Origin of the sequence: Fusibacter bizertensis, from assembly GCF_029914245.1 — a bacterium.
In the GTDB taxonomy this organism is placed as follows: domain Bacteria; phylum Bacillota; class Clostridia; order Peptostreptococcales; family Acidaminobacteraceae; genus Fusibacter_C; species Fusibacter_C bizertensis.
In genome coordinates this window covers 330,707-355,321 of the sequence record NZ_JARYZI010000002.1, presented here as the reverse complement: position 1 = coordinate 355,321, position 24,615 = coordinate 330,707, and the positions used below count along the sequence as shown (strand labels likewise).

The following is a 24,615-nucleotide window of genomic DNA, read 5'->3' as shown; positions in this document are numbered from 1 at the left end:
ACTTCTTTTAGAGAGTCGGTGGTTGGTGAAAATCGATGAAGAGCATAGATCTAAATCACTCTGGAGCATTCATTCTGAACTAAGTAAGGATGAACGGGAAGTCCCGTTATAGACGACGAACTTGATAGAGTTCAATAAGTGGCCCAAGTGGCAAAAAGGGTGGTACCGCGAGCATAAACCTCGTCCCTACAGCTTTAATTAAAGCGTAGTGACGCGGTTTTTTTATTTGTAATGTGGTGCTTATATTGTTTGAATAAGGAGGATTAGTTTATGAAAATGGAAAATCAAACGACAAATGTTGAAAATGTTAAAAATGATTTGTTACCTAAAGGCGAAGACCATGTAAAGGGAAACTTTGTGAAAACAAATTTTCAGAAGAATCAAGAAAAGGCGCCATTTCAGGGCTATAATTTCTTTGGTTCAAAACCTAAATGGGACTAAGTACTTGATAAGAGCAACTATTAATTTCTAACCTCGGTTTATCGAGGTTTTTTCTTTGCAATAAAATGAGCAGATGTTATGATTATATTAGACATAGTTTAAGGAGTTTGAAATGATCAAAAAAAGTCCAACGACTAAACAGCAAGATATCATATCGTCGCTTCTACTTCTAATAAAGCAAGTAAAGACGCTTAAAGTAGATAGTATGTATAAAGCAGAAAAGGGCACTAAAATCAAATACAGCATCGATGCGTTTATAGACGCACACTGGCCGATTTATCATACTGAAGCATTGATGAATGAATCATTTGATTTTTCAGTGATCAATAAGCTTCATCAACATCTTATAGTTGAAGTAATGGATATTATTAAAAACGAACAATCCATAGCAAATCAAATTTTGATAGAGAATAATATAGATGTGAAACAGATACTGCCACAGGCAGAAGATAGCAAGTTGGCACATGGCGTTTATATGTTTTCTAAAAATGATTTAGATATTGAATATATCGTTATAGGAGATGTACATTCTGATGATCAATCGGTTGTAAAGCTTTTAGATGCAACTGATTTTTATCATAAAGTTGCTACTGATGTGAAAATAAAATTGATATTTATGGGTGACTATGTTGATCGAGGAAAAGCCCATCTAAAAACACTTGAAAGGATTCTACTACTTAAAATTTTGTTTCCAGAAAATATATATCTATTAAGAGGAAATCACGACGGTGGAAAATTCCAAGAAGATGGCACCATAAAACTTCCCTACAGAATTCCTGATCAAGATCAATTGGTCGATTACTTTCCAAAATACTTAGAACAAATAATAAATGATGGCAGAGGTATAGAGATAAAACTATTGGAAGATTACTTTATGTTATTTGATCATTTGCCTTACATCGCATTTATCTGGACCGAGAGTGGTGTAGTTCAGTGTGTACATGGTGGTCTTCCGAAACCGTTTTTCGGACGTGATCACCTTGATTTTACTCAACCTTATGACTTTATAGAAACATTAAGTATGCTAACTTGTTATCCTGAACTGGATAATGCAGGCGCTACAATCTTAGAAAATTTAATGTGGAGTGATCCTTATAATGGTGGAGAGGATTATAAAATGGCATATAAGCGATTTAAATTTACGCATGAACATTTTAATGCCTATGCAGAAAAGATAGGGATTTGGAAAATGTTACGTGGGCATGAGGCGAGAGCAGAAGGTTTTGAAATAAATCATCAGGGTTTAGTTTATACAATTTTCTCTTCAGGAGATACGCTGGATTCGCATTATAACGGTGTGGATGCCTGTTATGCACAAGTTAAGCAAAGTGGTGATATTGTTATCCATCATTTCATAGAATCCATATAAAAAAATATATATATAAAAACTTAAAAATATTTTAAAATTGGTGTTGACATGATAATAACACCTATGTATAATTAACCACAAGTTCATATAAAAATGCGTTAGAAAAAAAGCAAATATAGTGGTGCCTGTCCAGCGATACAGGGAAGGTGAGAGCCTGTACGAAAGCTAAACTATTGAGAACTTTTTTAAGCATCTTGCAAGAAAGTGTATAATGTAAGGCAAGACGGAAGTCCTCCGTTAAAAGGAATAGGTATCGGCAACCATTGCCTGTACTGAATTAAAGAGAGCTTTTAGCTAAGTTGGGTGGTACCGCGGAGAAATTCGTCCCAAGATGAGGAATTGTATTTTGGGTGCTAGCTCTAAAGTGATAAGTGCTTAATATATAATCCTGATGGGTTATTTTTTTTATGCCATAAATGTATAATAATCCAAATAAATGTATATAAATGCGTATAATGCATTCAAAATGGAGGTCGTTATGAAAAAGAAAGTTGTTTTAGCATACTCTGGCGGACTAGATACTTCTGTCATTTTAAAATGGTTACAAGTTGAGCATGACTATGATGTAATAGCAGCATGCATAGATGTCGGTCAAAAAGAAGATTATGATCAAGTTTGGAAAAAAGCACTTAATGCAGGTGCCTCAAAAGTATATATTGCTGATGTAAAAGAACAGTTTGTTACCGATTATCTTTATCCCGGTATCAAGTCAGGCGCGATTTATGAAGATGATTATTTACTAGGCACTGCATATGCAAGACCACTTATTGCAAAAGTACTAGTAGAAATTGCTAAGCAAGAAGGGGCTGTGGCAATAGCACATGGTGCTACCGGTAAAGGAAATGACCAAGTTCGATTTGAAGCTGGTATCAAAGGTTTAGCACCTGATATGGAGATTATAGCACCTTGGCGAATCTGGTCTTTAAAATCAAGAGAAGACTGCATCGATTATGCTCAAAAACATCAAATTCCATTGACGGTAACAAAAAAAGATATTTACTCAAGAGACGAGAATTTATGGCATATCAGCCACGAAGGTGGCGATTTGGAAGACCCTTGGAATGAACATCCGCAAACAGTTTATAAATGGTGTACCTCTCCTGAACATGCACCTGATGTCCCTCAAACAGTGACAATAAGTTTTGAAAAAGGTATTCCAGTAAAAGTCGAAGGACAGAGTATGTCGCCTGTAAAGCTTATTGAGTATCTAAATATGGTCGCAGGGCAACATGGCGTTGGAATCAAGGATATCGTTGAAAATCGATTGGTCGGTATGAAGTCTAGAGGTGTTTATGAAACACCTGCTGGTACGGTTTTGTATGAGGCGCATAAAGCACTTGAAAAACTTGTTCTCGATCGTCAGACGATGGCATATAAAAAACAAATTAGCTTGAAATATAGTGAACTCATCTATGATGGGCAGTGGTTTACACCGCTAAAGGATGCACTTGAAGCTTTTGTAGAAACAACGCAACAAAAGGTTACTGGAAGTGTAAAAATCAAGCTTTATAAAGGTCAGTGTGCAGCGGTTGCAGCCAATTCGCCATATTCACTTTACAGTGAAGAGTTTGTAACGTTTGGTGCAGACGAAGTATACAATCAGAAAGATGCAGAAGGTTTTATTAATTTATTTACTTTGCCAATCAAGATTAAAGCGATTATGGAACAAAATCATCCAGAGTTAAAGGTGCAAGATGGGATCACAAAACAACTCCATATTGATAACGGCATGACTAAGGTATATATAGAAGAAGATGTGGCCGTATGAAAGCATGGCAAGGACGCTTTATAAGTGGATCGAGTGACTTGTTAGAAAAGTTCAATGCTTCGATAGGTTTTGATTACAAATTGTTTTCTCAAGATATAAAAGGCTCAATGGCGCACAGTACAATGCTAGCTGAGATTGGCATCCTTACAGCAAAGGAATGTGAAGCAATACAAAATGGACTAGCTGAAATCGAGTTTGATCTAAAAAAAGTAATAGAGGAAGGAAAAACCGATTTTGATATTAAGTATGAAGATATTCACATGATGATAGAGTCATTATTAATTGATAAGATTGGTGATATTGGAAAAAAGCTTCATACTGCTAGAAGTCGTAACGATCAAGTTGCAGTTGATCTTAGACTATATGTCGTGCATAAAGTTACTGAGATACAAAATCAAACAGCATCGCTGATGAAATTACTACTAGAATTAAGCGAAGCATATGTGGATGATATTTTGCCAGGATATACGCACCTTCAAAGGGCGCAACCTATTAGACTGGGTTTTCATCTTATGACATATTATCAAATGTTTAAGCGAGATTATGAAAGACTAACAGATACACTTAAGCGTACATCGGTTTTACCACTTGGATCAGGAGCACTTGCTGGTGTAAATTACAAAACAAATAGAGAATTGCTTAAAAATCTACTTGATTTTAATGAGATCAGTGAACATGCTATGGATGCAGTTTCAGACAGAGATTTTGTCATAGAGTTCAATAGTGTGGTAGCGATTATGATGATGCATCTTAGTAGGTTTTCAGAAGAACTAATCTTGTGGAGCAGCTCCGAGTATGCTTTTGTTGAAATTAGTGATGCCTATACAACTGGGAGTAGTATCATGCCACAAAAGAAAAATCCAGATGTAGCAGAGCTGGTTAGAGGTAAGACAGGGCGAGTATATGGGAATCTCATGAGCATCTTAACTGTGATGAAGGGATTGCCACTTGCTTATAATAAGGATATGCAAGAGGACAAGGAAGGTCTATTTGATTCGGTTGAAACCATACAGATGTGTCTAGAAGTATTTACAGCTATGTTAAGTGAGACGCGATTTAATACTGTCGAGATGAACAAAGCTGCAAAACAAGGTTTTCTCAATGCAACAGATTTGGCGGATTACTTAGTGATGAAGGGACTTCCTTTTAGAGAGTGCCACCATATAACCGGTAGTATCGTAAAAATATGTGTACAAACGGGTTGTGCCATAGAAGATTTGAGCCTCTCTCAATTGAAACAATTTAGTGCTTTGTTTGACAGTGATGTTTATAAGCATCTAGAACTCAGCTCAGTGGTTGAAGCCAAAAAATCTTATGGTTCTACTTCAAAAGAATCAACACTTGAGATGATTCATAAAGCCAAAACCTATATGGATCAATTGGTATAAGAAGTTAAAAATATAAATATAAATTTAAATGGAGGAAATATAAAATGATGAAATCTAAATGGGGACTTATAATTACTTTAACTGTGGTGATGCTCTTTACACTTGCAGGCTGCGGCAAAGCAGAAGCGAATACGGAAACAACGGTAGAAACAACACTGGCAACACAAACAACTGAAACAGTAGCAACAGAAACAATGGCAACTGAAGCAGTGGCAAGTAAACTTCAAAAGATCAAAGATAAAGGTACTCTTGTATTGGGAACATCCGCAGATTATCCACCTTTCGAGTTTCACTTAGAGGTAGATGGTAAAGATACTATTGTAGGATTTGATATCGATATCGCTCAAAAAATTGCAGACAGCATAGGGGTTAAGCTCGAAATTTTAGACATGAAATTTGATGGTTTGTTACCAGCACTTACTGCAGGCAAGATAGATTTAATCGTTTCTGGCATGACGCCAACCGATGAACGTAAACAATCTGTAGATTTTTCTATTGTGTATTATGAAGCACGTCAAACTATGCTTGTTTTAAGTAAAGATGCAGCTGATTTAAACACAATTGAAGCTTTTGACGGTAAGACTTTAGGCGTTCAAAAAGCAACTATTCAAGAAGAACTTGCCAAAACAGTTTTTACAAATTCTAAGGCAAAAGCAATTGATAAGATTCCGAACTTGATTCTAGAACTTAAAACAGGAAAAGTTGATGGTTTGATTATTGCTGAACCAGTTGGTAAGCAATATGCTAACGCAAATGATGATTTAGCGCTTAATGGTATAGATTTAGGAAGTGAAGGTGGATCTGCTGTAGCTGTTCAAAAGGATTCTGGTGATTTCTTAGATGCCATTAACGCTGCTATTCAAGACATGTTAGATTCTGGTGAAATGGATCAAGTTATTTCAGATGCAATGTTGCTCAGTGAAGGTGAGTAATGAATTTTAGTTTTTTACCGAAGTATTATAAATTTTTCTTATCTGGAACTGGATATACGCTTTTACTATCTGCTTTAACAGTAGTCTTTGGATTATTTGGCGGATTGGCTCTTGCTTTGATGAAGACATCAAAGAACAAGGTACTAAAGAGTATAGCAGTAGCATATATAGAATTTATACGTGGCACCCCATTATTGATCCAGCTGTACATCGTGTACTACGGCATTAGTGACTTACCGATGCTTGCAGCTGGTGTCATCGCCATGAGTGTAAACAGCGCAGCTTATATTGCTGAAATTATTAGAGCTGGTATAGGTGCTGTCGATAAAGGTCAGATGGAAGCTGCAAGATCACTTGGAATGCCTGCTTTTTTAACTTATAAAGAGATTATTATCCCACAGGCGATGAAAAACATATTGCCTGCACTAGGTAACGAGTTTATCGTGTTGATCAAAGAGTCAGCCATCGTTTCTGTAATTGGGATACATGATTTGATGTATAATACTGATACAATTCGAGGCATTACATTTATTGCTTTTGAACCTCTGGTGATTGCAGCTTTAGTTTACTTTTGTTTAACTTTTACGCTTTCAAAAGTGATGCAAAAATTTGAAAGGAGGATGCACGTAGGTGATTGAGATAAAGAAATTATGTAAGTCCTTCGGTGAGTTAGAAGTATTAAAACAAATCGATCAAGTGATAAATCAGGGTGAAGTAGTAGTTATTATTGGACCAAGTGGGTCAGGTAAAAGTACGTTGCTTCGGTGCATCAATTTACTTGAAAAACCAACAGAGGGCGCGATTATATTTGAGGGGTTCAACCTAACAGATCCATCGGTCAATATAGACCTTCATAGACAAAGAATTGGTATGGTTTTTCAGCAATTCAACTTGTTTCCTCATAAATCTGTGATAGAAAATATCATTTTAGCACCAACTAAGCTTTTAGGGCTAACTAAGCAGCAAGCGATGATTGAAGGCGAACAGCTTCTCAAGAGTGTTGGCCTAAGTGACAAAAAAGAAGCGTATCCCAATCAGTTATCTGGTGGACAAAAACAAAGAATTGCCATTGCTCGGGCGCTTGCGATGAAACCGGATGTGATGTTATTTGATGAACCAACTTCAGCACTCGATCCAGAGATGGTAGGCGAGGTACTTGAGATCATGAAGGAACTTGCTATAAAGGGGATGACGATGGTCATCGTAACACATGAAATGGGATTTGCTAGAGAAGTTGCGGATCGAGTAATCTTTATGGATGAGGGTCAAATTGTGGAGATGGGAAAGCCCGAAGCTGTTTTCGGTGCACCAGTTGAAGCGAGAACAAAAGCATTTTTATCTAAGGTTTTATAAAAGTGCCACACAATTGCCACCATTTTTCGTTGATTATTTGGTATATATTTGACGATGAGTTCATTGACTATATCAATGAAGGGAGGTAATTATGAGAATTAGCAACAATTTCGTGGGCAATTATACAAGTGCAAATCAGACACTTGCTCAGACTCAAAATGCACAGAGTAGTGATAATAGCAGTTACAGTATTAGCTCTACTATATTTGGAAACAGTTTGTTTAATAAAGCCAATTATGTTTCCAGTGATTCAGCTTCCACTGTAAAAGATGCAACTGGTCAGATGAAAAATGATCCCAAAGCGATGGAGATGCGCATGCGCATGAACAGTACCGACGAAACATCTACTGAAAATCGTCAAAAGATGAAAGCGATCATGGATAACATGGCAACTGCAGATCTTGATGAGATGAGCGAAGATGAAAAACGTGCTTTGCTTGAAGATGTTACAACTACCATGTCAGAACTTCGTGGAGCAAGTAATGGCTCTGTAGATGTGAGTGGGTTATCTTCAGATGAAGTCGACAAAATGTTAGATGAAATTCAGACAAAAGCAATTGAAGGTCCTAAAGGAAAAGGTGGTCCAGGCGGACCAGGCGGACCAGGCGGACCAGGCGGACCTCCGCCCGGGGGAAAACCAGGTGGCGTAAGTGCTAGTAGCGAAACTGATACTGAAAGCACCACTTTGCAAGCTTTATTAGATGCTTTAGCAGCAGATGAAGAAGATGAAAGTACCAGTGATGACGAATCCACTGAGGCAAATGCATCTTCGGTACAGCAAAATGCATTTAAGGCGGCAATCAATCAGTATATGAAGTCTCAAAACTGGGCTGTTGAAGATTTGAAGAGTATGTTTGAACTATAAAAAATACAAGCTGCAACGACCACTATTTTACGTGATTGTTGTAGCTTGTATTTTTATAGCAAAAAAACAAACGTGTAACGCACAGTTTGTGTAACTGTGAGATTCACGCTCATCTATAAGGGGGGGATTATCAAATGATAATGGAAATTACATAGTCATGTTCTGATAATAAAACCAAAGCCTCTTACGGTTTCTATACGCAAATTGACTTTATGATCATTGAGTTTTTTTCTAAGTCTCTTTATGGTATCATCAGTTGCCCTAGTTTCAATTTGGCAGGGGAGTTGCCAAATTACTTTTAGAAGTTCATCTCTACTAATCGCAATGTTGCTTCTTTCAAGTAAATAAACTAGAGTCTTGTATTCTAAACGAGTGAGTCTTATATTTTTACCATTTATTTCGGCACATTGAGCCGCATAGTTGATGGTGAGATTGTATGCGTAAGCTTCTGATTTCATAGGGTACACCTCTACTTTAGAAATAGCCTTTCTCTGTTGAAGATAGTCTATCATAGTAACCTTAAATGAAACTTAAGTTCAATCGTTAATTCTATATGGAAAAAGAAACTTAAACAGAGTAGAATAGATGTGTAGTGTATCGAAATAATATAAGCAGTTAAAAGACAGAAAGGATTTTGACATGGATAGGTGGAAAATCAACTTATATATACTATGGATTTCACAGGTAATCTCATTAACAAGTTTTGGATTTGGTTTACCATTTATTCCTTTCTTTATACAAGAGTTAGGGGTAACTGATCCTGGTCAATTAAAAATATTTACTGGCGTTCTAAGTTTAGCACCGGCGATTACGATGGCGATTATGTCGCCAATATGGGGAATCCTCTCTGATCGATTTGGACAAAAACTAATGATTCAACGTGCAATGTTTGCTGCAGTGATTATCATAGCAGGTATGGGCTTCTCGGCCTCAGTATGGCAATTATTGATTCTTAGATTTATGCAAGGTCTCTTTACAGGCACAATTACAGCTTCTTCAGCTTTTGTAGCAGTAAATACCCCCAACCATAAACTCTCATATGCATTAGGTTTTTTATCTTCATCGACTTTTGTCGGTTATTCACTTGGACCTTTCTTGGGAGGTAGAGTAGCTGAGACGTTTGGTTATAGAGTAAGTTTCTATGTAGGAGCGGCTCTAATGCTAATTGGATTTGCACTAGTTACTATTTTCTTAAAAGGTGATAAGAAACCCGAAAGAAGAAAAACTTCCGTGATCAAAGGGAGTAGTAAATGGAAAGAGATTTTTGCAGTTGGGATAATGCTATTGATGGCAATGCTATTTTTACAAAGAGTGATTAGAACCGTATTTTCACCATTTATTCCCTTATATGTACAAGAATTGACGCATACAACAGTAGGAGCAGCTTCAACAACTGGTAGCATCAATGGATTGATTGGTTTTGTGACTGCAATAGCTGCAATTATGATTAGTCGATTGGGCGATAAGTACGATAAGATGAAGATGATTCGCATTATGTTATCATTGGCACTTGTTGATGTTCTAATTCTCAATTTGACAAGTGGGATGACTAGTTTTGTAGTTTTTTACACACTTTTATTTTTTATTATTGGAGGTATAGAGCCGCTTATCACTTCACAAACCGCTGAGATGACAAGTCCTGATAAGAGAGGAACACTCTTTGGAATTCAAGGTTTAGTGGGGTCATTGGGGTGGATGGTGTCACCAGTACTTGGAACATATGTATCAATACAATTTGGAATCAAACAAATTTTCTGGGTACTTTTAACTTTTATATGTCTAAACCTGTGTACTGCTTTTATCGTTAAAAAGTATCGAAATAAACAGGAGGTATTCAATAATGATTCATTATAGATTAGGGAATATAGCGGATCTTATTGCCATTTATCCGAGTTATGCAAGTGAGTTTCCAGAAGCGGAAAGGAAGAGTATCGAGCAGTTAAGTCTTTTGTTAGAAAGAGGTGATTATAAACTCCTTATTGCTGAAGATATACAGTTTGAACAGTTAGAGCGACTTGGATTCGCCATGATCTATCATCCGAAGAATCAGTCGTTTATTTGGCTAGATTACTTGGTGATGGAGAGAAAGTTTCAAGGAAAAGGCTATGGATCTATTTTCTTTCAATATATCATGCAGTGTTTTAACGGTGTGAAAGGGATGTATATCGAAGTTGAAGTGCCTGATGGCAGTGATATAAATCAGTCTCGAAGAATAAGCTATTATGAAAAACTTGGTGCACAAAGACTAGCCATTCAATATTTTCTGCCAACGCCGACTGATATGATGCCGATGTACCTTTATTATTATAGCAATGAAGGCGCTAAACCTGTCTTTTTGTTAATTGAAAAACATATAGAAATGGCTTTAACCTATATACATTATGATCATCCATCACTGGCTCGTGTTTTTGATGCTATTACGTCATTATAAGTAAAAAAAACACCAATAATGGTGTTTTAATTGTATAAGTGCTTTAATTTATTTAAGAAGTTTGATTCCTCCAATAATTGGTAATTCCTTTTGTTCACCATTAAGTGCATTGATGATCCCCATAATAGCAAGCACAAGTACCAATAAGCCACCGATTGGTGCAATGATAAACCAACCGAGAAATGGTATAATAGAACCAACAACACTTACTGCAATTGATAGTAGTAATAGAACTAAACCTTGATTGGCATGAAACTTACCAAATTCTGAATCTTTATCTACCAATAAAGGAATAAAGAATAAAATATATGCGACGGCACCAATTAGATTATTATTTTTATTTTCCATGTTTTTACCTCCTAAATGTTTATAATTCTTATATACCACATTTTATTATGTTGAAACTATATTTATATTAAAAAGGAAATCAAGTGTGCGAATCTGAGGAGGAGTTGTATATGATAAAATTAAAAAAAGCACAAATCGAAGATGCTGAGATGTTGACAAAGATCGCAGTTGATTCAGAAGCCACTTGGGGGTTTGATGATGAGTTTATGAATCTTTTTGAGATATTATATGATGTAACACCTGATTTTATCTCATCACAACTTGTCTATGAGCTTTATGATGAAGACCAGTGTGTTGGATTTTTTGGAATTGTCAAAGAAGAGTTAATTAGCATTTTAGAATTTTTCTATATTTCCGCTGATTTTATCCGTAAAGGATATGGAAAAATAATGTGGGAAAAGTTAGTAGAAGTTTGTAAAGAAAATCAAATTTCATTAGTTGAATTTGTAACAAGTCCTGAAGCGATGCCTTTTTACCAATCGCGAGGTGCAATCTTGATGGAAAACGTCATTTCGATGGTAATGCCAAAGAGAGAGATTCCTAAAATGAGATTTGAAATCAGATAAGGGAGGGGTCTATATTAAACGCATCCTAAAAATTGCGATACCATATACAATTCCTGTAATGTTGGGTTATATATCAGTCGGAATGGCCTATGGCTTATTAATAGTTAAATCAGGTTTATCACTGTGGGCAGGCCTAGCAATGAGTGTTTTTTTATATGCAGGAGCGATGCAGTTCGTTGCGATTCAAATATTGATTGCACCTATAAATTTGATTCAAGTCGCTTTGATGACTTTATTTGTCAACATCAGACATTTGTTTTATGGCTTGTCTTTTGTTGATACGTTTAAATCATATGGTTGGAAAAAACAATATTTAATATTTGGAATGACTGATGAAACATATTCATTATTATGTGGTGTTTCAGCGCAAGAAGAAATAGAACAAGAGACTTTGTTTTTTACAATATTGATTTTAAATCAATCATATTGGATCGTTGGCACTGTATTAGGTGCTTTGGTAGGAAATATGATCCACTTTGATACAACAGGGATCGATTTTGCGATGACTGCACTTTTCGTTGTAATTTTTATTGAACAATGGTTGGCAAATAAAAACCATCTTCCTGCAATAACTGGGGTTCTATCTGCCATTATTGCAATCAAAATATTTGGACCATCACAGATGGTACTACCAGCGATGGTCATGATGTTTAGTTTTTTGCTGGTAGTTCGAAGATATAAGAGTGGGGGTGATAACCGTGGTTAAGTGGTATGCAATTGCGGTTATGGCAATTGTGACATATTTGATTCGTCTTGCACCTTTTGTGCTTTTTAGAAAAGGTAAAAAAACCCCAAAATGGGTAGCCTATATGGGCAGTGTTTTACCACCTGCTGTGATGGGCATGTTAATCATCTATAGTTTGAAATCAGTGAACATTAGTGCGATAGATGAAGTTATACCAGTAGCTACTGCAATAACAATAACAACTGTTCTTCACCTTTGGAAACGCAATAATCTTGTAAGCATCTTAAGTGGAACCGCAGTGTATATGATGTTGATTCAGATATAAAATGAAGATTTAGATGTTAATGTAAAATGTTAAAGGAGTTATACAGTATAGATATAACCACAGGGATGAGGTGGTATCTATAAGTGTAACTCCTTTTTGTATGTAGACTTGGGGACGCCTACATGTCCTTCATCTTAAAGATGAGTTCTATATTAATGAGATATTTGCGGTGTTAAAGATGCGTAGTGCATCATCTGGTGTGGGCTCAATTGCAAGTTTAGCATAGCTTTCTATAGACTTTATATCCTTTGGACCATGATGCATGGTAACGGGACCTTTGATACAACCGCCTTTACATGCCATGCCTTCTATAAAATCCACTGTATGTTTCTTGAATTTTAGCAATTTCAAAGCTTTTGAACATGCTGCAATACCGTCACAAGTTTCTACTTGTAGGTCTACACAACCTTGTTCTGATAAATGGTTTAAAACAGATGAAGACACGCCGCCTGATGATGCAAACTTTCTTCCATAGTAGGAAGCGTTGTTGAGGGGTTGTGGGGTTAAGGCGTTCAAATCGATAGATTTTGCATCGATCATGGCGGCTATTTCTTCAAATGTTAGTACAAATTCGGTATCTAGCGCTCTTTGTTTTTCGAGCTTTTTACCGATGCAAGGTCCAATGAATACAACTTTTGCTGTAGGATCAATACTTTTAATCAAACGAGCAGTTGCGGTCATAGGCGACACAGTATGTGAAATGTTGTCTATAAGCTCAGGAAATTTTTTGTGGATGAATTCCACAAAGCTAGGACAACAAGAACTGGTAAGTGTTTCTCCGTTGATTTTCATCTGTATAAGTTCGGTAGCTTCATGTCTTGTGACTAGATCGGCACCGAGGGCAACTTCTACTACATCTCTAAAGCCTATAAGTTTTAAACCAGTAATAACTTGACCAAGATCTACATAGTCAAACTGAGAGGCAAAAGCTGGAGCTAGCATGGCATATATGTTTGATTCTTTGTCACTGAGTGCTTTAATAACTTCGGTGATTTCTGATTTATCTTGAATAGCTCCGAAAGGACAATTGTAAACACATGCCCCACAAGAGATACATTCATCATAATTTATAACAGCTTTCTTTCTACTATCTATATGGATTGCATCGACTGGACAATCACGTCTACAGGGTCTCATCACATCAGCGATGGCATTGTAAGGGCAGCTTTCTTTACATTTGCCACACTCTATGCATTTATGGTGGTCGATTTCTGCTCTACCTTTATTGATACTTATCGCATCTACCGGACAAGCTCCTTGGCAACGATGTGCCAAGCATCCGCGGCATGTTTCTGTGACGACATATCGGTCGACAGGACATTGATCACAAGCGGATTCTAAGACTTCAACAACACCTGGCACAAATGGATTTCCACCCATTGCGAGTTTAACACGATCAGCAGTAATTGCGCGTTCGTGAAAAATACAGCAGCGGTATTTCTCATCCGGACCAGGGTTTACATTGACTGGTATGAGTGCAACATTCTCATCCAAAGTACCTTCAAAAGCATACTTTGAGACTTCTTTTAAAACTTCGTGTTTAATCAATTGTACTTGGTTTTCGAACTTTCTCATAAATTCACCTGCTTGTTCATGTTAATCGGTATAAAATATTTGAACAAATTTCCCCATTTTTTTTAATTCTTTTTCTATATCTCTAATGATGTTGATTTTTATACTTAAATCCTTTGGAAAATCAGGATTTTGATGTGCTGGATTAATAGCTCTACCAACCCAAAAATGAACGTGTGTGCTTTCTTCGATTAATAGTTTTAAGAGTTTAGTGACACCATCTTTTTTATTAAAGATAGGCTCTTCACAGCATTCGTTGATCGATTGTAACTTTGTAAGTGCCATCTTCAGTGTTAGAACACCTTCAGTTACGAGATCAATGCCCTTTATTTTTGCAGTTGGTGGTATGAATGGATCAATATATTCAATATCAGTAACAATCTCTCGATCGAGTTCACGAGATAGAATATTTGCAGCTGTTCCTCCACATACGATTTTACGACCTGATTGATTCATAAAGTTTTTAATCGTAATGGTATCTTTTGCCTTGTGATCAGGTGGTCCAGTTAAAATCTGAGCAATTTCTGGCTTTCGAACGCGCATGGTGACAACAGTTGCATCATCTCCAGGTCTTCCGTCATAAAGCCGATTACACGTTTCAAGAAGCCTTCTATTTAGCTTATCTGCAGAACTAATTTCCTGCTCTGCAATGAAGCTACCAACATGCTCCCATTCCCATCCATGGTTTAGCATCACACCAACCCCTGCATGGATCACACCGTCAGAACAAAGTGTTATTTCATCGTTTAACTTAAGTTCGAATTCTGTAACCCAAACGTTTTTATCTCCAGATCGAATCATGGATTTTTCTGGTGATATCAATTCGCCATCTCTTACGATAAAAGCTGGTGGGTTGTCATATTCAATAATGCGCGCATTGAGACAATCGTCAATATCTAAAATTGAAAAAGTAGAGTAACCAATTTTTCTCACATTACAGATGGGTAATGTATTGGTAATTGTATCTATTGTCTCTTTTAGATCTGCCCCATGTTCGAGCATAGTAATCATAATTTTACTTGTAAGTGTTGCTAAGATATTTGCCTTAACACCGCTCCCCAAGCCATCTGCTAGCACGACAATGGTACGTTTATTTCCTTTGACAACTTCTACTTTATCACCGCATAATTCTTCGCCATATTTGTTGAGAGAATGTGAAGATATATCGATGTAATGAGGCATACCCTCCACATTAATCACCTCCACTTAAGTCGCTGTTATTGGTGATCACAAGTTTCTTTAGTTTGTTTAGTCCAACTTTTGTTTCAGCAGTGGTTTCACCTAACAAACTAGCTATTTCCTGTGCAATTCTCATCTGTTTATCGATGACTTGCTGACATGTTATCAGGGTTTCTGATTTAACACGCTCAAACTCTTCACGGCTGTTTTCATATTCAGTAATATCAGTAAAGATACCGACATAGATTTTTCCGTTTTGGATCTTAACGACGTTAGCATAAAAGGTTCGCTCGATACTTTCGAGATATATTTTTTTCCCTATATGCTCATGCATAGAATTTTTAATATCATCAAATATTGAATCTTCTACTAGAGCTGCGATTGGCCAATGCTTCAATCTAATCTTTGAAGCATTGAGCAATCGGTTGAAGGATGGATTAACTTCTTGTATTCTAAACTCTCCATCTAAGATACAGATGGCATTGGGACTATTTTCAAAGATAATACTTTGTAAGCTTTCAGCTTTTTTTCGAAGACTATCTAAGCACATGTTGATATCAGAAAGTCCTCTAGAAATTGCAATTGCTTTATCATAACAAGATGAGTAACCACAAGCGCCGCAATTTAACTGATCTGTTTCGCTGTATTTTTCCATCTTGATCAAAATTTCAGAAATTTGATTGTCATTAACAGGTGGAAACAAGTTGTTCTTTGGAACAAAGGTTCTCATCAAACTTTCCTGAGTGACATCGCAAGGTGCGTATTCGCTCATAGAACACTTGTTGTTAATATGTGTGTTCATCAAACTCATACGTTTGTAAAGATTGGGAGACTCATCAGGCATATCGGGTCCACCAAGGCAACTCCCAGAGCAGATATTGATTTCGGCACAATATCCCGTTATCTCACCTGCAACAACAGCGCTTAAGAAACTCTTGCAATCGTCAATGCCATCGATATGAAGGTACTTGTATTTGGGATTTATTCTTGATTCTAGATCTCCGCGCCACAAACTTCCCCCCATAGGGTATGCGCGACCGCGTTGTGTGACTGGCGTATCAAAATCAGTAGCATCTAAATTTGAAGGGATAATATGTTCATGTGCAAGCCACTGTGAGAGCTCTTTAAAGGTAATGACTGCATCGATGCTACCAGGCAGATCAACAGCTTCTGCTTTTTTAGCAAGGCAAGGTCCGATAAATACGACAAAAGCGTCGTTTCCATATCTTATTTTAAGATCTTTACCATGCGCAATCATAGGGGATACAACTGGTATCACCGATGGTAAAGCAGCTTGAAAGTAGTGTTCTATCAAGTAGTTGCTTGATGGGCAACAGCTTGTAATCAGATTTTCACTTTTTCCTTCTATTATATACTTTTCGTATTCTAAAGATGTCATCTCAGCGCCACGTGCAGTTTCTTCTACCACAGAGAAACCTAGACGTTTTAATGCAGTTGCCATTTGTCCAGCTTCATCTAGTTTAAAAGCACCTGCAAAAGACGGTGCTAGTGATGCCACAACTTTTGCACCATTGTGGATCGCACTTTGTACTGTTCGCAGGTCGAGTTGTATCTTTAAAGCACCAGTTGCACAGTGCATCTGGCATAGCCCACATTTGATACAAAGTTCATCTATTATATGTCGACTATGGTTTGTAAATGCAATCGCTTTTGTTGGGCACACACGTAAGCACTTAAAACATTCGTCGCATTTGTTGTGATCAAATTCTATAAACTTCATAACTCAGTCCTTTGGTGCATTAATTTCATAAAGCCTTCTGCGGTTTCAGGAGATATGGAGAAAATTTCAGTTGCATTGACTTGAACTGAAACAGCTTCAGAGCATCTTCCTAGACAAAATGCAGACTTAAGTTCGATGGTGTCGCTTAAATTATGTTCTTTTATATAATTTTGACATTTTTTTATAACGTCATATGAGCCTTTTAAGTGACAGGCACTGCCAATACAAATTTTGATTTCCATAGCATCGTCCTCCGTTCGTTGTGTTAATATTATCACAATAAACATAAAAATACAATTGGGAAGCAAGTGAATTTGTAATATGAAATTGTATTAAACAGAGCTACTTTGTTGATAAAATGTAACAAAAGGCTTTTGTAGCTTGGGAAAATAGATTATAAATAGAAAATAATGTCTATTGCATTAACAAAAAGAAACAATTGTTACACAAAAGACGTATTTTGGACACTGTTTTTTCAAATTTCATATTGAGCAAAAAGAGACTTGAAAGTTAAAATATTAACTATCGATAGAATTATAAATTTTACTGAGTTGTTGTAATTATGTTTGGTGAAATGTAAGATATCTTTATACATGAACGCTATAAGGAAGGCTAACATGAAAACAAAATTTATAGTGGTACAACTCTTTTTATATATTGTCTTTATAATACTCGATCTTAGGTCTGGGTATACTTTTGTGAGCAGCAGCCTCAAGTTGTTAACCATAGGTCTTTGCTTGATGTGGTTGATAGGGAATCTAATATTTGAAACTAAGCATAGCGATAATAAAGGTTCTATATTGAAGTTCAAGTGGATGACCACTATCTTATCTTTCACTTTCGTATCGGATATATTTTTACTTTTTACAAAACATTATACCGTTGGGATCGCTACTTTTATAATGGTACAAATACTTTACGCGTGTATGGTACGGAAGGTAAAATTAAAAAGGGCTTTAGTCATAGTGCTTCTAGTTTCAGTATTTGGTGTGATCATTTTTATATTTAGCAAAACCAATACAGTGTTTACAGAATCTTTTCTAATGGGTTTTGAAGTTTTGATTTATGCCATCTTATTTATAAGCAACCTAATCGTATATGGGTCACGCAGTGGATTAAGCGATCGAAACAAATGGCTATTTATAGGACTTTGCCTTTATGCGATTTGTGATCTTCAAGTGGCGATCTATAATTTACCGCCCAATTCTGTAATTCCAAGTAGTGTCATACAATTTGTAGCTATCGGCATGTGGCTTTTTTATTTACCGGGACAAGTGTTGTTGACGCTTAGTACAAATAAAAAAGGCTACTTATAAGTAGCCTTAAATTTAAATAACTTTTTCGATTAACGAGTGTTTATTGGTGTTAAGAAATTATTTTAAGAGGTAATTTGCTATGTTTGCATCTGGATCAATTTTACCTTCTATAGTGCCATTGGCAGATGTCATAATAATAGTAACACCAGGTCCATGACCAGATTTGATACAATCAGAATGAATGATTACGCCTATAGAAGTCGCACCTTTTTTCATAGCGCCTAATCCATAGGAGTTATCGCTATCTTCAAGTAAAACAATATCTCCAAATTTTAGTTGATCTATACCAAGCGTTTTTACAGCTTCAACATCTGAAGTGAGGATGTCATAATCACCTTTTTGGCTATAGGGTGCACCAACACCTGAGCCCATAAATCTTTGTGGGATGCGGTGTGTAACGGGAACGACCAGTTTTTGATCTTCTTCTATAATACCTAGTTTAAGGAAAAGTTCAGGATCAATACTCATGACCTTAACCGTTTTATAGTCTTCTAAAGCAAGACCTTGACCATGACATTTGATCATGATTTTGTCGTCAAGTGAAAGTAAATCTAAGGTTTCTTCATCAAAATAGACCAACACATGCTCAACACCACCATGTGTTCCTGTTACAAAACCCTTACGTCCTTTAGCTTCACCAGTGACGATTTTAGCCTCATTACCAATACAACTAAAAACGTTAAGACCGCCTGAAGTTCCTGCATCGGTATGATAGAGAGATACCCCCGGTTCTACGTGATCACCGACCCATCCAAAAGCTGGATCTCCAATTTTAACGTTGTAAGTGATACCGCCAGTAGCAGGAATAACGTGGACGCTACCTTCAGTATCGACACGATACCCCGAAAAAAGTGGATGTCTAATTTGGCCTTGAACGGATTGTTTAACAAGTTTGTTCATGTTGGTTTTCATATGTAACCTCCTAAATTTCATCTCTATTATTATATCATACCAAAAGGAAAAAACTATTTACTCTTTTGATTTTGTAGCGTCATATCATTATAAATATATGAACAGACGTTTAGAGTCTATTTTTAGTCTTTTTTCGACTGTAATCAAAAGCGAATGTTCGTGTATAGTTGAAAACCATACTCAAATAGCTTATAATTAAGTAGGCATTATGAACAAAGAGTCAAAATAAGAATTAAAATTTTAGGAGACGAAATGAATAAAAGTTATCTTACACCAAAAGAGGTAGCGCAGTCTTGGATAGACATTGGAAGGAACAAGGTTGGGTATTCCTTTAAAAATGTCTTTTTTCTTGCGCTACTAGGCGGTTTCTTTATCGGTTTGGGTGGACATGGTTACCTAGTGGTATCTCAAACCTTATCGAGTATCGATGTTGGACTTGCAAAGTTTATGGGAGCAGCTGTTTTCCCTGTAGGGATCATGTTGGTTGTGTTTGCAGGAGGTGAACTTTACACTGGAAATGCTCTAATTGCAGGTGCTTGGGCAAATGGTGATGTAAAGCTTTCGAAATTTATTAAAAACTTAATCATAGTGTATTTTGCCAATTTAGTAGGAGCTTTATTGCTGGTGTTTATACTTTATAAAACAGGACTCTACACCGGTCACTTAGCAGAGAAAACAGTAGCAATAGCTGAAGCAAAAAGCTCTTTAACGTTTACTACAGCGTTTATGAGAGGCATCTTGTGTAACGTCCTTGTTGCAATCGCAGTATATATACAAGTTGCTGCTCAAGACATAACAGGCAAGATTTTTGCACTATGGTTTCCTGTGATGCTTTTCGTATTATCTGGCTATGAACATAGTGTTGCAAATATGTTTTTTATCCCTATGGGTGCGCTACTTGGCGCAGATATACAGTTTTCTCAGGTACTACTTAACAATGTGATACCAGTTACTCTGGGTAACTTCGTAGGGGGAGCTGGATTCGTAAGTTTAATTTACTGGTTTGTATACGTGAAAGGGAGTAAAAAGTAATGATTATAGGATGCCATCTTTCAGTCGCAAAGGGGTATCATCATATGGGAAAAGAAGCACTTTCAATAGGTGCAAATACTTTTCAGTTTTTTACACGCAATCCTAGAGGTGGTAGTTCGAAGGCAGTTGATCCTTCGGATGCCACCTCTTTAAATCATCTGATGATTACTCATAATTTGGGGCCAATACTTGCGCATGCTCCATATACACTTAATCCATGTTCTATAGATGAGAGAGTTAGGCGTTTTGCCTATCAAGTATTTGAAGAAGATCTAAAAAAACTCGAGATTTTCCCGGGTACTTATTATAATTTTCATCCAGGAAGTCATGTTGGCAATGGGGTTGAAAAGGGAATCGCTCAGATTGTAGAGCTACTTAACCATACGATGACAAGTGAGCAAAGTACTGTCGTGCTTTTGGAAACTATGGCTGGAAAAGGAACAGAAGTCGGCAGCAAATTTGAAGAACTAAGGGCAATCATAGAGGGGGTAGAACATAAGGATAAAATAGGCGTATGTCTAGACACTTGCCATGTTTATGATGCGGGCTATGATATCGTTAACAACTTAGATAACGTCTTAGCAGAGTTTGATCGCATTATCGGATTAGACAGATTAAAGGCGATTCACCTCAATGATAGTAAGAACCCTTTTGAAAGTCATAAAGACCGTCATGAAAAAATAGGACAAGGTTATATAGGGGATGAAGCCATAAAAAGGATCATCAATCACCCTTTACTAAGAAGCCTACCCTTTTATCTTGAAACACCAAATGAACTCAGCGGTTACGCAGAGGAAATTAAATATCTAAAAGAAAATTCCATTCCTTTTTGAAGTTATTTGTGAGACAATAAGAGTATTAATTTACCATTGAAAGGACGACTATGTCTAATTTTTTAAACATGAATATTGAGAATTGGCTCTTAGAAGCGCTGAAAAAACAGCATATTCTAAAACCAACTGAGATACAAGAACACACAATTCCTCTTATCATTGAGGGCAGAGATATCATAGCGAGAGCCCCAACCGGTACTGGTAAAACCTTAGCATACCTCTTATCTACACTAGATAAAATGGATAAAGGTGCAAAGGATGTTCAGATGTTGATTTTATCACCAACGAGAGAGCTGGCTATCCAAATCGCTGATGAAGTCAATAAGCTGATAAAAGATACTGAACTGGTGATGCTACCTATATACGGCGGTGTCGATACACACAATCAAATTAAAAAGTTGGATAGAGGTGTCAATGTCATCGTAGCAACACCTGGTAGATTGATAGATCTTATGAAACAAAGTATCATTAAGCTAGATCATCTTAAAATCATGGTAATTGATGAGGCAGATCAGATGCTTTTATTGGGATTTAAAAATGAAGTTGAGTTTATCTTAAGTGCAGCAAAAGCTCGTAAGCAGACACTTTGTTTTTCAGCAACGCTCGATAGAAATGTAAAAAAACTTGCTTATAAACATATGTCTGATCCTGTTGAAGTTATGGCTTCAGGTGAAGCTATTGTGCTTGATAATATAGATCAAAAGCTAATTGTTACAACAGATCGCTGGAAGACTGAAGCACTAGCTGATGCGCTCACACATACCAATCCGTACTTAGGGGTTATTTTTTGCAGAACGATCAGACGTGTCGACAAACTTGAGGTGGATTTAGCGCAAAGAGGATTTGATTGCGAAAAGCTACATGGCGATCTATCTCAAAACGTAAGACAGCGCATTATGAAGTCTTTCAAAGAAGGTAAGTTTCAGTATCTTATCACTACGGATTTAGCCTCTAGAGGACTTGATATTTCAGGCGTGAGCCATATTTACAACTATGATGTCCCAGATACAGCAGAGACTTATATTCATCGAATTGGTAGAACGGGTAGAATGGGCGCCAAAGGTGTAGCAATCACTGTGATCTCTCAAAAAGATGAAATCTTAGTTACAGAAATTGAAACACGACTAGGCGCAAAAATTGAGCGAAAAGAATTTGAAAGGCCTGCTGGTTTTATTGATAGAACACATCAACAAAACGATAAATTATAACTACAAAATGATAAATTATAACTACAAAACGATTTAAAGGGTGGGTAAGATGAAAGTAATCATCGCAGAAAAACCCTCTGTAGCGAAAAACATCGCTGAAGCCATCGACGCAAAACAAAGGCGTGATGGCTTTTTTGAGGGAAAAGACTACATAGTTACTTGGGCATTTGGACATTTACTCGAGCTCTATGATTCTAAGGACTATGATGAAAAAATGGGAAGTTGGCGTATGGATAACTTTCCCTTTATACCAGAAGTCTTCAAATACAAAGTGAAGCAAGACTCAAATGACCGCTCACAGGTGGATCAAGGTGCCTATAAGCAGATAGAAACCATTAAAAGTTTGATTAACCGTGAAGAAGTAACTGGCGTAATTAGTGCGTGTGACTACGATCGAGAGGGTCAAATTATAGGTGATATTATCTTAGATTACTTAGAGGTTAGCAAACCAGTAGAACGTCTATTGCTTAACGAATGGACCGCAGATGAAGTGAAACAAGGGATGCAAAAGCTTGTGAGCAATACCACCATGCGTCCTTTAAGTGATGCTGGAATAGGTAGACAATGGGCGGATTGGATCATAGGTATTAACCTTACTTCGGTTGCAACACTCAAGTATAAAAGAGGTGGTTCAAAAGCGCTAAATATTGGTAGGGTTTTATTGCCTACGCTTAAAATCATCTATGATCGAGATCTCGAAATCGAGAATTTTGTTAAAGAGGAATTTCACAAGTTAACAGGTAATTTCACTGGACTTTCAGAAGGTTCTGAAGCATATGAAGGTAACTATTATGAAGATGGCAAAGATAAGTTCGAAGATAAAGGTCAACTTGAGAAAATCAAAGAATTAATTGGCAAGAAAGAATTTGAGATTACAGAAAAAATTGTAGAACAAAAGAAAGAATATCCACCAAGTCTTTTTAACTTGTCTGGTCTACAGGGGCATGTAACGGGTAAATTTAAAGGCTGGACTTCTGATAAAGTGCTAAAGGTAGCTCAAGAACTCTATGAGAAAAAGTTGATCACTTATCCTAGAACAGCGAGTTTAGCGCTTGAAGAGTCTCTTTTTGATAAGGCACAAAAAGTACTTTCAGTACACAAAAAAGGACTCCCTTATGAAGAAGAAATCAAGTTTCACAAAGGTAAAAGAGTTTTTGACAATTCTAAAGTAGAAAGTCATAGTGCCATCATCCCTACTTATATGACTGCTAAAGGTTTATCCCCAGATGAGAAGGTGGTTTATGAATCTGTAAAGAATCGTTTTATTATGCAGTTCATGCCGATCGCTGAACATGAAGAAGTGACCCTTCATACGAAACCTAAAGAGCACACAGAAGAATTTCCTGAAAGTGGCGTTTTTATATCCAAAGGTAGAACTCAAAAAGTTGAAGGCTGGCGAAAAGTTGAAAAGATTCAGAGTAAAGAGAAGCTATTACCAGCACTTGAAATTGGTGATGAAATAAAACTTTTGAAGTTAAAAATAGATACTAAAGGGACACAACCACCAAAGCATCACACTGAGAAGACGCTTTTGCGAGTGATGGAAACTTGCGGTAAGAAACTTAAGACAGCAAAAGAGAGTGCCTCTGACACAGAAACTGATGCCGATTCAGATGAAGATGAAAATGAAGTCGATGATGTTGATGATACAAATCAAGATTCTGAGGAAGAAGTTGAACTGTTAAAATCTATCTTAAGCGGCTTTAGTATCGGGACACCAGCAACACGTGCTGAGACGATTACTAAGTTAAAAAGAGTGGGTTATATCACTGCAAAAGGGAAATCTTTGATTTGTTCTGAAATGGGACGCAAATTAGTAGAAACTTTACCTGTCAAAACATTATTTGACCTTGAATATACTGGTAAACTAGAGAAGACGTTATCAGATATCAGTAAAGGAGAAGTACCCAAAAGTGCTTTTTTGGATTTGATTGTTAAGTTTACAGAAGAAGCTGTGGATCAGATCAAACAAGATGCCTTTCACATTATATATGAAGATACGAGTCAGCAGAAACCTAGAGGAGATTCACTGGGAAAATGCCCAGGCTGTGGTGCAGATGTGGTCGAAGGTGAAAAAGGCTATGGCTGTATCAACTGGAAAGGTGGCTGTAAGTTTGTCGTTTGGAAAGAAGACCGTTTTTTAAGTAGTCTAAAAGTAAGTCCAAGTAAACAAACTGTAGTAAGGCTTTTAGAAAATGGAGAGTTATTTAGCAGAAGCTTTGTTAATAAAAAAGGAGATAAATTTTCTGCTTATTTACGCTATGAACTCAACAAAGAAACAGGATATTATAGCTGGAAGATGCATTTTTAAGAAGCATAAATTTATTATGCTTGAATTAAGAAAAGTAGCA

At 36.7% G+C, this 24,615-nt stretch carries 24 protein-coding genes, 1 pseudogene and 2 other annotated features (1 of these 27 running past the window's edge); of the genes and pseudogenes, 18 read left to right on the top strand and 7 right to left on the bottom strand.

Going from position 1 to position 24,615, the window contains the following annotated elements; translation table 11 throughout:
- Positions 1–191 (top strand) — a binding site (T-box leader); it begins 34 nt to the left of the window's first position.
- A 79-nt stretch (positions 192–270) separates the two neighbouring features.
- The 8 genes and pseudogenes from QE109_RS04960 (at position 271) to QE109_RS04925 (ending at position 8,116) form a co-directional block, all read left to right on the top strand.
- On the top strand, positions 271–441 hold the full coding sequence (locus QE109_RS04960; protein ID WP_281093299.1) for a hypothetical protein: 171 nt from the start codon (positions 271–273) through the stop codon (positions 439–441).
- Between the two features lie 112 nt (positions 442–553).
- Entirely contained in the window at positions 554–1,810 is a 1,257-nt protein-coding gene (locus QE109_RS04955; protein WP_281093298.1) for a metallophosphoesterase family protein, read from the top strand.
- An 89-nt stretch (positions 1,811–1,899) separates the two neighbouring features.
- Positions 1,900–2,142 (top strand) — a binding site (T-box leader).
- A 146-nt stretch (positions 2,143–2,288) separates the two neighbouring features.
- Positions 2,289–3,479 (top strand): annotated as a pseudogene (locus QE109_RS04950) (argininosuccinate synthase); the annotation flags it as partial.
- 95 nt (positions 3,480–3,574) lie between these two features.
- On the top strand, positions 3,575–4,966 hold the full coding sequence (argH, locus tag QE109_RS04945; RefSeq protein WP_281093297.1) for an argininosuccinate lyase: 1,392 nt from the start codon (positions 3,575–3,577) through the stop codon (positions 4,964–4,966).
- Positions 4,967–5,010: 44 nt separating this feature from the next.
- A complete protein-coding gene (locus QE109_RS04940) occupies positions 5,011–5,898 on the top strand; it encodes an ABC transporter substrate-binding protein (protein WP_281093296.1) in 888 nt (295 codons plus the stop codon).
- The gene (locus tag QE109_RS04935; protein WP_281093295.1) at positions 5,898–6,536 is read left to right on the top strand and encodes an amino acid ABC transporter permease; all 639 of its coding nucleotides are present in this window, start codon (positions 5,898–5,900) and stop codon (positions 6,534–6,536) included. Before QE109_RS04940 ends, QE109_RS04935 begins: the two co-directional genes overlap by 1 nt.
- The gene (locus QE109_RS04930) at positions 6,529–7,251 is read left to right on the top strand and encodes an amino acid ABC transporter ATP-binding protein (RefSeq protein ID WP_281093294.1); all 723 of its coding nucleotides are present in this window, start codon (positions 6,529–6,531) and stop codon (positions 7,249–7,251) included. The genes QE109_RS04935 and QE109_RS04930 overlap by 8 nt, the downstream gene beginning before the upstream one ends.
- Positions 7,252–7,342: 91 nt before the next feature.
- Entirely contained in the window at positions 7,343–8,116 is a 774-nt protein-coding gene (locus QE109_RS04925; RefSeq protein WP_281093293.1) for a hypothetical protein, read from the top strand.
- Between the two features lie 155 nt (positions 8,117–8,271).
- Here QE109_RS04925 and QE109_RS04920 read toward each other — a convergent pair whose 3' ends face one another.
- Positions 8,272–8,574 carry a winged helix-turn-helix domain-containing protein gene (locus QE109_RS04920; RefSeq protein ID WP_281093292.1) on the bottom strand — a complete coding sequence of 101 codons (303 nt, stop codon included), beginning with the start codon at positions 8,572–8,574 and terminating at the stop codon, positions 8,272–8,274.
- A gap of 181 nt (positions 8,575–8,755) precedes the next feature.
- Between QE109_RS04920 and QE109_RS04915 the strand changes: the two genes are divergently transcribed.
- Both QE109_RS04915 and QE109_RS04910 read left to right on the top strand, forming a co-directional pair.
- The gene (locus QE109_RS04915) at positions 8,756–9,970 is read left to right on the top strand and encodes an MFS transporter (protein ID WP_281093291.1); all 1,215 of its coding nucleotides are present in this window, start codon (positions 8,756–8,758) and stop codon (positions 9,968–9,970) included.
- Complete coding sequence (locus QE109_RS04910; protein ID WP_281093290.1) at positions 9,957–10,547, top strand: GNAT family N-acetyltransferase; 591 nt, start codon at positions 9,957–9,959, stop codon at positions 10,545–10,547. Before QE109_RS04915 ends, QE109_RS04910 begins: the two co-directional genes overlap by 14 nt.
- Before the next feature lie 48 nt (positions 10,548–10,595).
- On the opposite strand, the gene QE109_RS04905 is transcribed toward QE109_RS04910, so the two are convergent.
- Positions 10,596–10,895 carry a DUF4870 domain-containing protein gene (locus QE109_RS04905; RefSeq protein WP_281093289.1) on the bottom strand — a complete coding sequence of 100 codons (300 nt, stop codon included), beginning with the start codon at positions 10,893–10,895 and terminating at the stop codon, positions 10,596–10,598.
- Positions 10,896–11,005: 110 nt separating this feature from the next.
- Between QE109_RS04905 and QE109_RS04900 the strand changes: the two genes are divergently transcribed.
- Genes QE109_RS04900 through QE109_RS04890 form a run of 3 tightly spaced genes read left to right on the top strand, consistent with a single transcriptional unit; the run spans position 11,006 to position 12,471 of the window.
- Positions 11,006–11,461 carry a GNAT family N-acetyltransferase gene (locus QE109_RS04900; protein ID WP_281093288.1) on the top strand — a complete coding sequence of 152 codons (456 nt, stop codon included), beginning with the start codon at positions 11,006–11,008 and terminating at the stop codon, positions 11,459–11,461.
- Positions 11,448–12,167 carry an AzlC family ABC transporter permease gene (locus QE109_RS04895; RefSeq protein ID WP_281093287.1) on the top strand — a complete coding sequence of 240 codons (720 nt, stop codon included), beginning with the start codon at positions 11,448–11,450 and terminating at the stop codon, positions 12,165–12,167. The genes QE109_RS04900 and QE109_RS04895 overlap by 14 nt, the downstream gene beginning before the upstream one ends.
- Positions 12,160–12,471, top strand: a complete 312-nt coding sequence (locus tag QE109_RS04890) for a branched-chain amino acid transporter permease (RefSeq protein WP_281093286.1) — start codon at positions 12,160–12,162, stop codon at positions 12,469–12,471. The genes QE109_RS04895 and QE109_RS04890 overlap by 8 nt, the downstream gene beginning before the upstream one ends.
- Positions 12,472–12,618: 147 nt before the next feature.
- Here the strand turns inward: QE109_RS04890 and QE109_RS04885 are convergent, their stop codons facing one another.
- Genes QE109_RS04885 through QE109_RS04870 form a run of 4 tightly spaced genes read right to left on the bottom strand, consistent with a single transcriptional unit; the run spans position 12,619 to position 17,205 of the window.
- Entirely contained in the window at positions 12,619–14,046 is a 1,428-nt protein-coding gene (locus QE109_RS04885; protein ID WP_281093285.1) for a monomeric [FeFe] hydrogenase, read from the bottom strand.
- Between the two features lie 21 nt (positions 14,047–14,067).
- The gene (locus QE109_RS04880; RefSeq protein ID WP_281093366.1) at positions 14,068–15,225 is read right to left on the bottom strand and encodes a SpoIIE family protein phosphatase; all 1,158 of its coding nucleotides are present in this window, start codon (positions 15,223–15,225) and stop codon (positions 14,068–14,070) included.
- A 10-nt stretch (positions 15,226–15,235) separates the two neighbouring features.
- Positions 15,236–16,963, bottom strand: a complete 1,728-nt coding sequence (locus tag QE109_RS04875) for a [Fe-Fe] hydrogenase large subunit C-terminal domain-containing protein (RefSeq protein ID WP_281093284.1) — start codon at positions 16,961–16,963, stop codon at positions 15,236–15,238.
- On the bottom strand, positions 16,960–17,205 hold the full coding sequence (locus tag QE109_RS04870) for a (2Fe-2S) ferredoxin domain-containing protein (protein ID WP_281093283.1): 246 nt from the start codon (positions 17,203–17,205) through the stop codon (positions 16,960–16,962). The genes QE109_RS04875 and QE109_RS04870 overlap by 4 nt, the downstream gene beginning before the upstream one ends.
- Positions 17,206–17,580: 375 nt before the next feature.
- Between QE109_RS04870 and QE109_RS04865 the strand changes: the two genes are divergently transcribed.
- The gene (locus QE109_RS04865; RefSeq protein WP_281093282.1) at positions 17,581–18,279 is read left to right on the top strand and encodes a lysoplasmalogenase family protein; all 699 of its coding nucleotides are present in this window, start codon (positions 17,581–17,583) and stop codon (positions 18,277–18,279) included.
- Positions 18,280–18,336: 57 nt separating this feature from the next.
- On the opposite strand, the gene QE109_RS04860 is transcribed toward QE109_RS04865, so the two are convergent.
- The gene (locus QE109_RS04860; RefSeq protein WP_281093281.1) at positions 18,337–19,191 is read right to left on the bottom strand and encodes a DUF4438 domain-containing protein; all 855 of its coding nucleotides are present in this window, start codon (positions 19,189–19,191) and stop codon (positions 18,337–18,339) included.
- 252 nt (positions 19,192–19,443) lie between these two features.
- On the opposite strand from QE109_RS04860, the gene QE109_RS04855 reads away from it, so the two are divergent.
- The 4 genes from QE109_RS04855 to QE109_RS04840 are packed head-to-tail and all read left to right on the top strand — an operon-like array spanning position 19,444 to position 24,575.
- The gene (locus QE109_RS04855) at positions 19,444–20,223 is read left to right on the top strand and encodes a formate/nitrite transporter family protein (protein WP_281093280.1); all 780 of its coding nucleotides are present in this window, start codon (positions 19,444–19,446) and stop codon (positions 20,221–20,223) included.
- Positions 20,223–21,056: a deoxyribonuclease IV gene (locus tag QE109_RS04850; RefSeq protein ID WP_281093279.1), complete on the top strand. Its 834-nt coding sequence runs from the start codon at positions 20,223–20,225 to the stop codon at positions 21,054–21,056. The genes QE109_RS04855 and QE109_RS04850 overlap by 1 nt, the downstream gene beginning before the upstream one ends.
- A gap of 50 nt (positions 21,057–21,106) precedes the next feature.
- A complete protein-coding gene (locus QE109_RS04845) occupies positions 21,107–22,264 on the top strand; it encodes a DEAD/DEAH box helicase (RefSeq protein ID WP_281093277.1) in 1,158 nt (385 codons plus the stop codon).
- Positions 22,265–22,313: 49 nt separating this feature from the next.
- A complete protein-coding gene (locus tag QE109_RS04840; RefSeq protein ID WP_281093276.1) occupies positions 22,314–24,575 on the top strand; it encodes a DNA topoisomerase in 2,262 nt (753 codons plus the stop codon).
- Positions 24,576–24,615 lie beyond the last annotated feature (40 nt).